The sequence below is a fragment of the Chishuiella changwenlii genome (assembly GCF_900142565.1).
Lineage (GTDB): Bacteria > Bacteroidota > Bacteroidia > Flavobacteriales > Weeksellaceae > Empedobacter > Empedobacter changwenlii.
This window is the reverse complement of the sequence record NZ_FRBH01000007.1, coordinates 196,476-211,084: the sequence shown is the minus strand read 5'-3', so window position 1 is coordinate 211,084 and position 14,609 is coordinate 196,476. Positions and strand designations below refer to the sequence as shown.

The window sequence follows — 14,609 nt, the reverse complement described above, 5'->3', positions numbered from 1 at the left end:
TTTATTTCTAATTACTCTTTAATAAACTCTAAAAGATCTTTATTAATCGTTTCGTGCTCCGTAGTTGGCATTCCATGAGAAAAACCTGGGTATGTAATCAATTTTGCATTTTTCAACAGTTTTGCAGATTTTATTGCAGAATTTTCAATTGGAACAATCTGGTCATCTTCACCATGAAGAACCAAAACAGGAATATCCACAGCTTTCAAATCTTCAGTAAAATCAGTTTCAGAAAATGCTTTTATTCCATCATAATGAGCTACGATACCACCCATCATTCCTTGTCTCCACCAATTTCTTTGTACACCTTCTTTTATATCGGCACCTTCTCTATTATAACCGTAGAAAGGGAAAGTTAAGTCAATATAAAATTGATTTCTATTGTTCAAGGTCTGCTCTCTTATTCCATCAAAAACTTCCATTGGAACTCCATCAGGATTGCTTTCACTTTTTACCATTACTGGAGGAACTGCACTTATTAAAACTGCTTTTTTAGCTCTTCCTTTAGAATATTTGTTAACATAACGAATAACTTCACCTCCTCCCGTAGAGTGACCGATGTGAACAACATCTTTCAAACCTAAGAATTCAACCAACTCTGCAACATCAGAAGCATATTGCTCTATTGTATGATTATAAATATCTTGACTAGAACGACCATGCCCTCTTCTGTCATGAGAAATTACTCTGTAACCTCTCTGAAGAAAGAAAATTACTTGTGCATCCCAATCGTCAGATGATAATGGCCACCCATGGTGAAACATTAATACTGGTCCTTCTCCTTGGTCTTTATAAAAAATCTCTGTTCCGTCTTTTAATTTTAATGTGCTCATAATAATATTTTTTAAATGTTAATTGTTTTAATTCTTTAGCAAATGTATAGCAGCCAAAACACGTAAAAATTAATCTAGTTTAATTTCGTATATTTTAATGGAAAAAAATTTTAAAAGCATTTTTCCAAAATTCGAACTACCTAAGATTATCTGTTTTAAAAAGTATCATTATAGTATTGAATATCGTTTTTATATAGAAGTAATATTCTTTCAAAATTAAATTCATAGAAATGTGATTTATTAAACTAGTTAAATGTGTAGCATTTTCACTCGTCATAAATTTGTCATATCAAAATTAAATAATAAACAAAATGGAAAATAGAATATTAGGATTGCACCACATTACAGCAATCGCAGGAAACGCAAATAGAAATTTAGCTTTTTACACTCAGGTTTTAGGATTAAGATTAGTAAAGAAAACTGTCAACTTTGACGATCCAACTACGTATCACTTTTATTTCGGAAACGAAGAAGGAACTCCAGGAACAATCCTAACTTTCTTTCCTTGGGAGAGAATTAGTAAAGGAACTAACGGATCGGGTTTGGCAACACATATCGGATATTCAGTTCCAAAAGGTAGCTTAGAATTTTGGAAAAATAGACTTCAAGAATTTCATGTAGATTTTGAAGAAGGAGAGATTTTTGGTGAAAAACTGATTTCATTTCAAGATCCAGACGGTTTACAATTACAGTTCATCGAATCTTCAACAGCAGATGACAGAAAACCTTGGGTAACTGATGATATTAAAGATGAAAATGGTTTGAAAGGTTTTCACAATATTACTTTAACACTGAAAAATGCAGCTCCTACCATCAAAGTATTGACAGATATTTTCGGATACGATTTACAAAAAAAGGAAGGTGACAGATACAGATTTGCAACCAATGCTATTGAAACAGCTAATATTGTTGATATTATTGAGAATGATGAAATCCAGTCAGGAAAAAACGCGGCAGGAACTAATCATCACGTTGCTTTTAGAGTAAAAGATGAAGAAGTTTTAATGGAATTTCGTGAAAAAGTAGTTGCAGCAGGATTAAATATCACGACTAAAATCGACAGAGATTATTTCTACTCATTATATTTCCGTGAGCCAGGAGGTATTTTATTCGAGATTGCAACTGACAATCCAGGATTCACTGTAGATGAGCCTTTAGATGAATTGGGGACTAACTTAAAACTTCCAAAACAGCACGAGCCATTACGTTCAAGAATCGAAGAAGTATTACCTAAGTTATCATAGGTCATTACGCAAATTTCACAAACAATATATCTTAGCAATAAGCAAAAAAATAGTATGGAAACAACAAAAGTAGTTTTAGGAAATGTAAGAGGTGAAGTTCAACTTTTCTCAGACGATAAAAAAGCAGGTAAAATGGATATCTCGGTTATAAAAGATAAATTAACTGTTTATCATACCGAGGTTGATGACGAATACGCAGGAAATGGTTTTGCGAAATTATTATTAAATCAACTGGTTTCTTATGCCAGAGAGAATAATTTAAAAATAGTTCCGCTTTGCCCATACGTTCATGCACAATTCAAACGAAATCCCGAAGAATACAAAGACGTTTGGTTCAAAGAAGAAGCTTAATAAGCTATAAATTAAATTATCAGCAGTTAACAAAATACCATCAACTAAAATAATACAGATAAAATGAGTCATATTTTAGATATAAAAACAGGAGGTAAATCATTGAATGAAGCAGAAAATGTTTTAATCATGATTCATGGAAGAGGCGGAAGTGCACAAGATATTTTGAGTTTATCTCAGCATTTGAATGTGGAAGATTATGCCTTATTGGCACCACAAGCTACGAACGGAACTTGGTATCCTTTTTCATTCATTGCACCAACAGAACAAAACGAACCTTGGTTATCATCAGCAATCGAGACAGTAGGAAAAACTGTCCAAACTGCTTTGGATGCAGGGATTAAAGCTGAAAACATTTACTTTTTCGGGTTTTCACAAGGAGCGTGTTTAACATTGGAATTTTTAGCAAGAAATGCTCAAAAATTTGGTGGTGCAGTTGCCATTATAGGTGGAGTTATTGGTGAAAAAATTAATCGTGAAAATTACAAAGGTGATTTTGCACAAACTCCAATTTTCTTAGGAACGAGCAACCCTGATTTCCACGTTCCAGTGGAACGAGTTTATGCTACAACCAATATTTTGAGAGAAATGAATGCTGATGTTACAGAGAAAGTCTATGTTAATTTTGGACATTCTATAAATCAAGAGCAAATTGAATTAGCTAATTCTATTATCTTTAAATAAACACTAAGTGTAAGTCTAGCATCTTGCCGTCTGACATCTAAAAAAAATAAAACTATGCACGAAAAACTCCTTTTAATTCTCGGACTTTTAATTGTCGTAATATTCCTAGTAATGTTGGCACAACGCATTAGAATTGCTTATCCTATATTTTTGGTATTAGCAGGTTTAGGAATCAGTTTTATTCCGGGAGTTCCGGTTTTACAACTAGATCCTGATATTATTTTTCTTATTTTTCTCCCTCCTTTATTGTATGAAGCTGCTTGGTATACCTCGTGGAATGATTTCTGGAAATGGAAACGTACCATTGGATCACTTGCTTTCGGATTGGTTTTTATAACCTCTATTGTTGTAGCATTCGCTTCACAAGCTTTAATTCCTGGATTTACATTGGCAATGGGGTTTTTATTAGGCGGAATTGTTTCTCCACCAGATGCCATTGCAGCAACAACGGTTTTAAAAGGTCTTAAAGTTCCGAAACGTACAATTGCAATGTTGGAAGGAGAAAGCCTTATAAATGATGCTTCATCTCTTATCGTTTTCAGATTTGCTTTAGTAGCTGTGATGACGGGAGTATTTTCGATGCAGGAAGCTACAGGACAATTCTTTTTAGTGGCTGGAATGGGAGTTGTTGTCGGAATTGCAGGAGCACACGTTTTTTACGCTATTCATCGGTTTTTGCCAACAACTCCTGCAATTGATGCTGCATTAACAGTAATTACACCTTATGTTTTATTTTTGGCTGCAGAGCATTTCCATTATTCTGGAGTAATGTCTGTAGTAAGTGGTGGACTGTTTATGTCGTTTCGTTCACATGAGATTTTCAAGACTGGAATAACGAGAATAAATATGACCGGTGTTTGGAACACATTGATTTTCGTAATGAATGTACTGGTTTTCGTCTTGATAGGTTTAGAACTTCCTGATATTATAAATGGTTTAGGTGAAACTTCTGTAATGGAAGGTATTAAATATGGTTTAATCATCAGTTTAATTGTAATTGTAGTGCGTCTTTTATGGATTTATCCTGTGGCTCATGTACCCAGATGGTTGAGCAAAAAAGAAAGAAAATCTCCAAATCCAGGATGGAAAAATCCTCTAATTATTGGGTGGGCAGGAATGCGTGGTGTTGTATCACTAGCAACTGCTTTGTCAATTCCTGTAATGATGAATAGCGAGACAGCTTTTCCTATGAGGAATCTGATTATTTTTATCACGTTTGTAGTTATTTTTGTGACATTAGTCTTTCAAGGTTTAACACTTCCGTTGATTATTAAATTGACTAAAATTGGTGAATTGGATCCTATTCTCCCGTCTCATGAACAGCAGGCAAGTATTCAAATCAGATTGAATAATCTTTCAATTAACCGATTAACTGAAAAGTATTCATCTAATCTAGAAACAAACAGTCTGGTAGAGAATTTTAAAAATACCGTTGAAAATGATATTCAACAACAACAAAGTCATCTAGAATCATTGGAAATGTGTACCAATAGACGAAACGATCTGAATGAATATCACGAAATTATGCTTGATATTTTTGCATTGCAACGAAAGGAACTTTTTAAAATTAAGCGCGAAAAGGAATTCAGTGATGATGAAATAAGAAAAGCTGAATCTCAATTGGATTTGAATGAGCTAAAAATTACTGGAAATAGACATATGTAATATAAACCAATTTTTTGACGGAATGGTGACTAGAAAACAAAAATACGGAGGAAGTGAACTTCTAAAGAATAAAGTTTACACACTTTTTCCTAATTTGCACCCGTAAAATAAATTTATGTTTCAAAATATCATTAAAAACATTTCTCGATTTGTTAGTTTAACGGCTGAGGAGGAAAAAATTTATGAAGATTTACTGACTCTTCAGACATTTCCTAAGAAAACACATCTTCTACGCGAAGGAGAAATTTGTCAGTTTGAAGGTTTTGTAAAAGAAGGTTGTATACGAACGTATTATCTTGATGAAAATGGATTTGAAGTAACACTTCTGTTCGCCGTTGAAGACTGGTGGATTACTGATATTGATTCTTTTAATAATAAAACACCTTCAAAGATTTTTATAGAAACGTTGGAAGATACTGAGATCTATATGTTAACTCCAGAAACGAAAGAGGAATTATTGCAGAGAGTACCGAAGTTTGAAAGAGCTTTCCGAATGATGATGCAACGTTATGTAGTAACACTTCAAAACCGTTTGGTAAAAACAATTTCGCAACCTGCTACAGATCGTTATCTTGAATTTATAAAAGTATATCCTACGATTCCGCAGCGTGTAGCGCAATATTATATTGCTTCATATTTAGGTGTTTCTAAGGAATTTGTAAGTACAATTAGAAAGCGTTTAGCGAATAAGCAACAATAAAATAATACATTTAAATTTATACCAAATGTCGAATATGAAAATATTTGACATTTTTTTTCTAAAATAAAAAGGCGTTAACTAAAATAGTTAACGCCTTTTTTGTGACCGAGACAGGATTCAAACCTGTAACCTCTTGAGCCGTAATCAAGTGCGCTATTCAGTTGCGCCACTCGGCCATTTAGAAAATTATGAATAGGTTTTCATTATTTTCGACTGCAAATATACAGCACTTTTCTGCTAAAAACCTAGTTTTTTAATAACTTTTTTTTAACTGAAATTTAATCAACAAGTTTTCAATTATTTAGAGCCTACTTAAATTTATATTATAAAACTGTTTATAGTTTATTTTGAGAAATAAATAGGCAAATTTTGCAAGGATAGCCGGAAGCTATCATGAGAAATTTAACGATTTTATCGCTAAAAAGAGACATAAACAAATTATTAGATGAATTTTAAGTAGGCTCCTAGATTATTATTTTTAGCAATTTTTCTAAAATTCATATCTTGCAGTTTAATTAATCAATTCAAAAAAATGATAAAAAATAGTGTTCTAAGTCTTCTTTTTCTCCTCCTAATATTTAATTGTAAACAATCTTCGGAAAATAAAACCATTGAAAATCCCAATTCTTTTCAATTTTCAAAAAATATTTCGATTGAAGAAAATGAGCAAACACTTACGATAAAATCATCTGGAAATACAATTTCTTTCAAGAAAGAAGAACTTCCTATAAAAAGCGTGATGGTAGAAACCTCTTCTGCTGTTTCATTTTTAACAGAGTTAGGAGAATTCAACTTAATAAAAGGTGTAACAGATGCCAGTTTTATGTATAATCCTAAAATAGATCAAGGAATTAAAAATAAGACGATTCTAGAAATTGGAAACTCGAACGAATTATTTACTGAGACAATTTTAAAAAATAAACCTCAACTAATTATTGCGAACTCCAACCCTGTTTTAGCAAAATACCATCAACAATTAGAACAAAACGGTATTAAGGTTTTATATCTTGACGAATACAAAGAACAAAATCCTTTGGGACAAATAGAATATTTAAAAGTTTTCGGAAAATTATTTAATAAAAATAATGAAGCCAATCAACAATTTGAGTTGGTAAAAAATAGATACGATTCTATAAAAAATATTATTCAAACGAAAGGAAAAGGTAATGTATCTACGCTTGTTAACACAATGTATGGAGATGTTTGGTATTTACCTACAAAAGACTTGTTACAAGCAAAATTAATTGAAGACGCAAAAGGAAATTATATTTTTAATGACAAAACAGGATTAAATAGCTTGAGCCTAACGTTTGAAGAAGTGTATAAAAAAGGTAAATCTGCTAATTATTGGATTAACGTTACAAGTGCAAATTCTTTAGCTGAGATGAAGGCTTCATATCCTAATTATACTTGGTTTGATGCATTTAAAAATGGAAATGTTTATGCTTATAATAAACGTATGAATATAAAAGGTGCCAATGATTATTTTGAGCAAGGAATTGTTCGCCCAGATATTATACTAAATGATTTAGGAAAGATTTTTTACCCCGATTTATTTCCGAATTATACCCTTTATTTTTATCAACAATTAAAGTAAAGGCCATTTATTAAACTCTTTTATAGATAAAAACTCACGAATAATTTGTTATAAATTGATTATCCGTTAAATTTGTATCCAAATTGATCAAAAAATTATGATTGACCAAATCAAACAATATATTGAGGAAGTAAAAAACTTTCATTCAACAAATGCTGCTGAAATTGAAGAATTCAGAATTAAATTTTTAGGAAAAAAAGGAATTTTAACCGATTTATTCACTCAGTTTAAATCTGTTCCAAACGAACAAAAAAAAGAATTTGGTCAAGTTGTAAATGAATTAAAAACATTAGCAACTGAAAAATCAACTGTTCTTAAAAATGAGATTTCTAATGAAGGAAAAACAGATACTTCTTTAGATTTAACTCGTCCAGGTGAACCTTTTCCATTAGGTTCTCGTCATCCGATTAATATTACAAAAAATCGAATTATTGAGATTTTTAATCGTATTGGATTTAGTGTTTCTGAAGGTCCAGAAATTGAAGACGATTGGCATAATTTTACAGCTTTAAATTTACCAACATATCACCCTGCTCGTGATATGCAAGATACTTTCTTCATTGAAAAAGATCCAGATATCGTTTTACGTACACATACATCATCTGTTCAGATTCGTCACATGGAGAACAATAAACCTCCTATGCGTTTCTTAGCTCCTGGTCGTGTTTACCGTAATGAGGCAATCTCATCTCGTTCTCATATGATGTTTCACCAAATAGAAGGTTTATATATTGACGAAGGTGTTTCTTTTGCAGATTTAAAACAAACATTAAGTTATTTTACAACAGAATTATTTGGGAAATCTGAAATCCGTTTACGTCCTTCTTACTTTCCATTTACAGAGCCTTCTGCAGAAGTTGATGTATATTGGGGATTAGAAACTGAAACAGACTATCGTATGACCAAAGGAACTGGTTGGTTAGAAATTATGGGATGTGGAATGGTTGACCCTAACGTATTAAGAAATGTAGATATTGATCCTGAGAAATATTCTGGATACGCATTTGGTATGGGGATAGAGCGTATTGCTTTATTATTATATCAAATTGGTGATATTCGTTTATACACAGAAAATGATAAACGTTTTATTGAGCAATTTCAAGCAGAATTATTCTAAAAAAATACACAAATTATATTTTAAAAATCTCACTTTAAATAAAGTGAGATTTTTTTATTTATTAATATTAAATCTAAGTTAACCTATCCGCTTAAAACCGAATAAATGAAAGTAATAGACATATTATTATATAATAAATTAAACGATATATGTCAAAAACTAAAACTTTAAGAAATTTTATTACATTATTTTCTATTCTTATTTTATCTACAAAAACCTATTCACAAATTTCAGCTTCATTTTACACAAATAGTTCAAATTCAAAATTTGCTATTGGTTATAATTTTAATGAAAAATTGTGGACTGATTTAAGAATTTATTCTGGAACAAACATCGATAATATTACTCCAGAATTGGTGTTAAATTATAATTTCATCAATAAAAATAAGTATGATTTATATGTCGGAGCAGGTATGATTTTTAATCAGATTAATGGTTTTGTACTTCCTGTTGGAGTCGCTGTAAAACCATTTGATAATTTTAAAAATTTATCATTAAATATAGAATTCACCCCTCTATATGAAATGGATGATAGAGATTTATATATAAGAGGATTTTTAGGAATTAGATATAAATTGAATTAAACTTTATAACATAAAAATAGGGACAAAATTTTGTCCATATTTTTATGTTATTTTGAAAATGAATGATTTCTATAAATTTTCTTTTGCTAAACGCTCCATTGCCTTTTCATGAGCAGTTTTTACGTCGTTTTTAATTTTCTTGTCTTGTGTAGATTTTCTTATTTTTTCGGCATGATAAGCCAAATCATCTAAAGTCATTTTATAGCTAATATAAAACCCTCTGTTAAATCTAGAATAAGAAGAAAGCCCCCAATCTGCAATTAATTTATTTTTAATTTTCTTGGTTTGATATTCATTAAGATAACGCTGTAAACTTGGTGAAAGTTCTTCTTTTGTAATTGATTTTGCAGAACCATTCATTCTACTAAACCAATACTTGTTATCTAATTTAATGTACGATTTTGCTCCTAAAATACTCTTAAAAGCTAAATCTCCTAATAGTAAAACTTTCTCAAAATCGGTTTTCTCATTCGTCATGTAATCCCAATACATTTCTGATGTCATTCCGACCATGGGACTTTTACTAATTGTTGCTTCGTATAAATCTTTTCCGTTTTGGTAAGCAGCCGCCACATTCTTAAATTCTATACCAAAATCATCACAAGCTTTTTGGTATCCTGTGAAAGATCCTGAATATTTTTCAAAATTATCAATAAAGACTCTGTATATGCAATAATGCGAAATATCAATTAAAACTTTTTTAGAATCGTCTAAAAAACCTTTAATTAACTGAATCGGAAAGTTGTAATACTCGTACGAACTCATAATAGTTAGATTTCCTAAATGTGTTAATTCTCGCCTAAGATAAGGTAGTTTTAAAGAATGAAAAAATCTTAAATGAATAGATTAGCGTTTAGATGACTAAAGTTGGTAAAATTTAAATAAAATTTAATTTTCATCGCCACTTCTAGCATATTCTTCTCGCTCTTTATCCAATTGTTTTTGTGCCTTCTTTTTCTTAAAATCTCTAATTGTCATATAAATTAATAAAACAACTAAAGCTGCAACTAAAAAATAATTAATATACGTAAAGATATTATTTATAGAATCCGAAACTAAATCTTCTGGTGTTGCGACAACTTGATCTTTCATAAAATAGAATTACTTTATAAAAATAAGAAAAAGGTTTAAGCAAAACAAACTACAAATCGTATCTTTGTCGTTTATAGATTTTAAGAAATGTTTCAACCAAAAAGATATACAATTACAGCAGCTTTACCTTATGCAAATGGACCTTTACATATTGGTCACATGGCAGGTGTTTATATTCCATCGGATATTTATGCTCGTTTTCTGAGAAGAAAAGGAAAAGATGTTGCATTTATTGGAGGTTCTGATGAACACGGAATTCCAATTACAATACGTGCAAAAAAAGAAGGTGTTACACCACAAGATATTGTAGATCGTTACCATGAGAATATCAAGAATACGTTAGAAAACTTTGGCGTAACATTTGACGTTTATTCTCGTACAACTTCTACAAAACATAAAGAAGTTTCTCAAGACTTCTTTAAAACTTTATACAACAATAATAAATTTACAGAAGACGTTACAGAACAGTTTTATGACGAAGAAGCTAAAGAGTTTTTAGCCGATCGTTATATACGTGGAGAATGTCCGAAGTGTGGAAATACGGATGCTTATGGTGATCAATGCGAAAAATGTGGATCTACTTTAAGCCCAGAAGAATTAATTAATCCTCGTTCTGCTTTATCTGGAAATACACCTATTAGAAAAGAAACAAAAAACTGGTATTTACCTTTAGATCAATACCAAGACTTTTTAAAAGAATGGATTTTAGATGGGCATAAAAATGATTGGAAATCGAGTGTTTATGGACAAGTAAAATCTTGGTTAGACGATGGTTTAAAACCTCGTGCAATGACACGTGATTTAAACTGGGGTATTCCTGTTCCTGTAGAAGGTGCTGAAGGAAAAGTAATGTATGTTTGGTTCGATGCACCAATTGGATACATCTCTTTTACACAAGAATGGGCAGAAAAGAATGGGAAAAATTGGAAAGATTATTGGCAAAATGAAGAAACTAAATTAGTTCACTTTATTGGAAAAGATAACATTGTTTTCCATTGTATTATTTTCCCTACAATGATGAAAGCTCATGGTGATTACATTATGCCAGACAATGTTCCTGCAAACGAATTCTTAAATTTAGAAGATGATAAAATATCTACTTCTAGAAACTGGGCTGTATGGGCACACGAATATTTAGAAGAATTTCCTAATCAACAAGATACTTTACGCTATGTTTTAACGGCTAATATGCCAGAAAACAAAGACAATAATTTTACTTGGAAAGATTTTCAAACAAAAAATAATTCAGAGTTAGTTGGGATTTTAGGAAACTTTATTAATCGTGTAATGGTTCTTTCTCACAAATATTATGAAGGAATTGTTCCTGAAAAAACAATCGAGTTTGAAGAACTAACACAAATTAAATACTTCGCTCAACGCATTGCAGAACATATTGAGAAATATGAATTCCGTGCAGCTTTAACAGAGTATATGAATTTAGCACGTTTAGGAAACCAGTTCTTACAAGCACAAGAACCTTGGAAAAAAGGTGATGAGCCAGAAGCTGTAAAAGGAATTATGTACACAGCAACACAAATTGCTGCTGCATTAGCACAATTTGGAGAGCCATTTATTCCGTTTGCTTCTGAAAAAATGTTAGCAATGATGAATATTGAAAAAGCGGATTGGAATGATTTAGAGTCAACAGACGAATATATTCCTACTGGACATCAATTAGGTGAATCAGCATTAATCTTTGCTAAAATAGAAGACGAGGCAATAGAGCATCAAATAAATAAATTAAACGACAGTAAAGTCAAAAATAATATGACAAACCCAAATGCAGAACCACAAAAAGAATTAATTTCTTTTGATGATTTCCAAAAAATGGACATTCGTATCGGAACAATTTTAGAAGCAAAAAAAGTAGAAAAAGCTGATAAATTATTCGAATTAAGAGTTGATACAGGAATGGATATTCGTACAATTGTTTCTGGAATCGCAGAACATTTTACTTTAGAAGAAATTGTTGGTAAACAAGCAATGGTTTTAGCTAATCTAGCTCCAAGAAAGATTCGTGGAATAGAATCTAACGGAATGTTATTATTTGCTGATAAAGCAGATGGTAAATTAACATTTGTAAATCCAGAAGCAGAGACTCCAAATGGTGTACAAGTTGGATAATTTGTATTAAATAATACGTAAAATATTCTCTATAAAAAAGCTGTTTTCGCAATTTGTGAAAACAGCTTTTGAATTTTTATAATTTTTACTACAAATTTAGGTTTTAAGCAACCTCAAATAATAACTAAATCCCTATCTTAGTAAAAATTAACAAACATCATGAAGAGAATAATTTATTCCTTAGTGTTTTTAGCGATGACATTAGGTTCTACGCTTTATGCACAAGAAAATGTTACCTACCAAAAACCTCCACAAGAAATTTTACAATTAGCAGATGCTGAAATGCCACCATCGATTTCTACAGATCGTAAGGCTGAGAATTCTTTTTTATCTTACAGAAGTCGCTACAAAACAATTGCAGAATTATCTGAAACAGAATTTAGATTAGCAGGATTACGTATTAATCCAGTAACAAATATAAATTCTCGTGAAGTTTTTAGTGAGAAAATTACTTTTTATGATTTAAAAACTTCAAAAGAAAAAACAATTGCAGGTTTACCATCTGTAGGGCGCTTTTCTAATCAGTCTTGGAATAAAAGTCAATCAAAATTTGCCGTAACTAATACAACTGAAAAAGGTGTAGAATTATGGATTATTGATGTAAAAACTTTAAACGCTACAAAGATTTACGAAGATAAATTAAATGCAAACTTAGGAAGACCATTTAGTTGGATTTCTGATAAAGAAGTAATGGTGAATGTTATTCCTGCTTCTAAAAAAGCATTAATTAATACAACAGATGCTATTCCTACAGGTCCTACAGTTTCTGTAGCAGACGGAAAAGAAGCTCAAAACAGAACATATCAAGATTTATTAAAAAATAAAAATGATGAGTTTAATTTTGAACAATTAGCTTTATCAGAATTGGTTAAAGTTGACATAGAAAGCGGGACAAAAACAAAATGGAAAGATGCTGCAATGTATACAGATGTTTCTGTTTCTCCTGATGGAAAATATGTTTTAACAAGCGAAATTCAGAAACCATTTTCTTACATCGTAACTTATAATAGTTTTCCTTCTGTAGATACTGTTTTTGATATCAACGGAAAATTAGTAAAAGAAGTAGATAAAAAAGCTTTACAAGAAGTTGTTCCTAAAGGATTTTCTTCTACTATTTTAGGAAAAAGAAGTTTATACTGGCGTGCTGATCAACCTTCTACATTATATTGGGTTGAAGCATTAGATGGTGGAGACGCAAACAAACCTGCAGAATACCGTGATGCTTTATATCAATTAGCAGCTCCTTTTACAGGGAAACAAGAATTATTAGTAAAAGTAAAAGACCGTTACCGTGGTGTAACTTGGGGAAATAATGATGTTGCATTAATAAGAGATTCTTGGTATAATACACGTAACGAAAGTTATTATATTTTTAATCCTTCAAATCCTTCGCAAGAAGCAAAAAGATTTTTTAGTCGTAATACACAAGATGCCTACAATGATCCTGGATCTTTTGTAACAGAGATGAATGATTATGGATATAATGTTCTTTCTTTTAACAAAGGAAAATTATTATTAACAGGTGAAGGTATTTCTGCTGAAGGTGTTTTACCATTTGTTGATGATTTTGATATCAAAACACAAAAAGTAACGCGTTTATGGAGAGCTCAGAAATCTGATAAATTAGAAGCTATTGTTCGTTTTATTGATACTAAGAAAGGTATTGTTTTAGAGCAAATTCAATCTAAATCTGATTATCCTAATTTATATATTCGTAATATTTTCCAAAAAGGAGGAAAAGCAAAACAAGTTACATTTACTAAAAATCCGTTCGAATCTTTAGATAATGTTTACAAGGAATTAATTACTTATAAGCGTGCAGATGGAGTAGAATTATCTGGAACATTGTACTTACCTCCAAATTATGATAAAACGAAAAAGGAGAAGTTACCAATGTTAATGTGGGCTTACCCTAGAGAGTTTAAAGATGCTGCTACAGCAGGACAAGTTACAACTTCAGAAAATAAATTTACATCTCCTTCTTACGGAGGTCCAGTTTTTTGGGCGTTAAGAGGATATGCTGTACTTGATAATGCTGCTTTCCCAATTATTGGAGAAGGAAAAGAAGAGCCAAATGATACATTTGTACCACAATTGGTTGCAAATGCAAAAGCTGCAATTGATGCTGTTGATGCTTTAGGATTTATAGATAGAGGACGTGTTGCTGTAGGAGGACATTCTTATGGAGCTTTTATGACAGCTAACTTATTAACACATTCTAATTTATTTGCTGCAGGAATTGCTCGTTCAGGAGCTTATAACCGTACATTAACTCCATTCGGATTTCAGTCGGAACAACGTAACTATTGGGAAGCTCCAGAAGTTTACAATACAATGTCTCCATTTATGAATGCAGAGAAAATGAAAACACCATTATTATTAATTCATGGTGAAGCAGATAACAATACAGGTACTTTCCCTATGCAATCTGAGCGTTATTTTAACGCCCTTAAAGGTTTAGGTGCAACAACTCGTTTTGTTCTTTTACCAAAAGAATCTCACGGTTATGCTGCCAAAGAAAATGTTCTACATATGTTATGGGAACAAGATCAATGGTTAGAAAAATATGTAAAGAATAAAGGAAAATAATTTTTTCTAAATAAAAAAGGTTGCAAATG

At 31.2% G+C, this 14,609-nt stretch carries 13 protein-coding genes and 1 tRNA gene; 10 read left to right on the top strand and 4 right to left on the bottom strand.

Annotation, left to right across the window (positions count from 1 at the left end):
• Positions 1-11 precede the first annotated feature (11 nt).
• Positions 12-833, bottom strand: coding sequence for an alpha/beta fold hydrolase (locus tag BUA86_RS10155; RefSeq protein ID WP_072932386.1), 822 nt, complete (start codon positions 831-833; stop codon positions 12-14).
• A 311-nt stretch (positions 834-1,144) separates the two neighbouring features.
• On the opposite strand from BUA86_RS10155, the gene BUA86_RS10150 reads away from it, so the two are divergent.
• From BUA86_RS10150 to BUA86_RS10130, 5 genes are all read left to right on the top strand, one after another.
• Positions 1,145-2,077 carry a ring-cleaving dioxygenase gene (locus tag BUA86_RS10150; RefSeq protein WP_072932384.1) on the top strand — a complete coding sequence of 311 codons (933 nt, stop codon included), beginning with the start codon at positions 1,145-1,147 and terminating at the stop codon, positions 2,075-2,077.
• Between the two features lie 54 nt (positions 2,078-2,131).
• Positions 2,132-2,428, top strand: a complete 297-nt coding sequence (locus tag BUA86_RS10145; protein WP_072932382.1) for a GNAT family N-acetyltransferase — start codon at positions 2,132-2,134, stop codon at positions 2,426-2,428.
• Between the two features lie 63 nt (positions 2,429-2,491).
• Positions 2,492-3,112 (top strand): alpha/beta hydrolase, encoded by a 621-nt coding sequence (locus tag BUA86_RS10140; protein WP_072932380.1) that lies wholly within the window; start codon positions 2,492-2,494, stop codon positions 3,110-3,112.
• Between the two features lie 111 nt (positions 3,113-3,223).
• A complete protein-coding gene (locus BUA86_RS10135) occupies positions 3,224-4,777 on the top strand; it encodes a Na+/H+ antiporter (protein ID WP_244891556.1) in 1,554 nt (517 codons plus the stop codon).
• 115 nt (positions 4,778-4,892) lie between these two features.
• Positions 4,893-5,477 (top strand): Crp/Fnr family transcriptional regulator, encoded by a 585-nt coding sequence (locus tag BUA86_RS10130; RefSeq protein WP_072932376.1) that lies wholly within the window; start codon positions 4,893-4,895, stop codon positions 5,475-5,477.
• Between the two features lie 102 nt (positions 5,478-5,579).
• On the opposite strand, the gene BUA86_RS10125 is transcribed toward BUA86_RS10130, so the two are convergent.
• Positions 5,580-5,653: transfer RNA gene (locus BUA86_RS10125), tRNA-Arg, on the bottom strand.
• Between the two features lie 356 nt (positions 5,654-6,009).
• Between BUA86_RS10125 and BUA86_RS10120 the strand changes: the two genes are divergently transcribed.
• From BUA86_RS10120 to BUA86_RS10110, 3 genes are all read left to right on the top strand, one after another.
• Complete coding sequence (locus BUA86_RS10120; RefSeq protein WP_072932374.1) at positions 6,010-7,074, top strand: ABC transporter substrate-binding protein; 1,065 nt, start codon at positions 6,010-6,012, stop codon at positions 7,072-7,074.
• 97 nt (positions 7,075-7,171) lie between these two features.
• On the top strand, positions 7,172-8,191 hold the full coding sequence (locus BUA86_RS10115) for a phenylalanine--tRNA ligase subunit alpha (protein WP_072932373.1): 1,020 nt from the start codon (positions 7,172-7,174) through the stop codon (positions 8,189-8,191).
• Positions 8,192-8,340: 149 nt separating this feature from the next.
• A complete protein-coding gene (locus tag BUA86_RS10110) occupies positions 8,341-8,775 on the top strand; it encodes a hypothetical protein (protein WP_072932371.1) in 435 nt (144 codons plus the stop codon).
• Positions 8,776-8,844: 69 nt separating this feature from the next.
• Here the strand turns inward: BUA86_RS10110 and BUA86_RS10105 are convergent, their stop codons facing one another.
• Complete coding sequence (locus BUA86_RS10105; RefSeq protein WP_072932369.1) at positions 8,845-9,540, bottom strand: hypothetical protein; 696 nt, start codon at positions 9,538-9,540, stop codon at positions 8,845-8,847.
• Positions 9,541-9,663: 123 nt separating this feature from the next.
• A complete protein-coding gene (locus BUA86_RS10100; RefSeq protein ID WP_072932367.1) occupies positions 9,664-9,867 on the bottom strand; it encodes a hypothetical protein in 204 nt (67 codons plus the stop codon).
• Positions 9,868-9,954: 87 nt separating this feature from the next.
• Here BUA86_RS10100 and metG point away from each other — a divergent pair, with 87 nt between their 5' ends.
• Positions 9,955-11,991: a methionine--tRNA ligase gene (gene metG, locus BUA86_RS10095; protein WP_072932365.1), complete on the top strand. Its 2,037-nt coding sequence runs from the start codon at positions 9,955-9,957 to the stop codon at positions 11,989-11,991.
• A 159-nt stretch (positions 11,992-12,150) separates the two neighbouring features.
• Positions 12,151-14,580, top strand: coding sequence for an alpha/beta hydrolase family protein (locus BUA86_RS10090; RefSeq protein WP_072932363.1), 2,430 nt, complete (start codon positions 12,151-12,153; stop codon positions 14,578-14,580).
• The last annotated feature ends 29 nt before the right edge of the window (positions 14,581-14,609 follow it).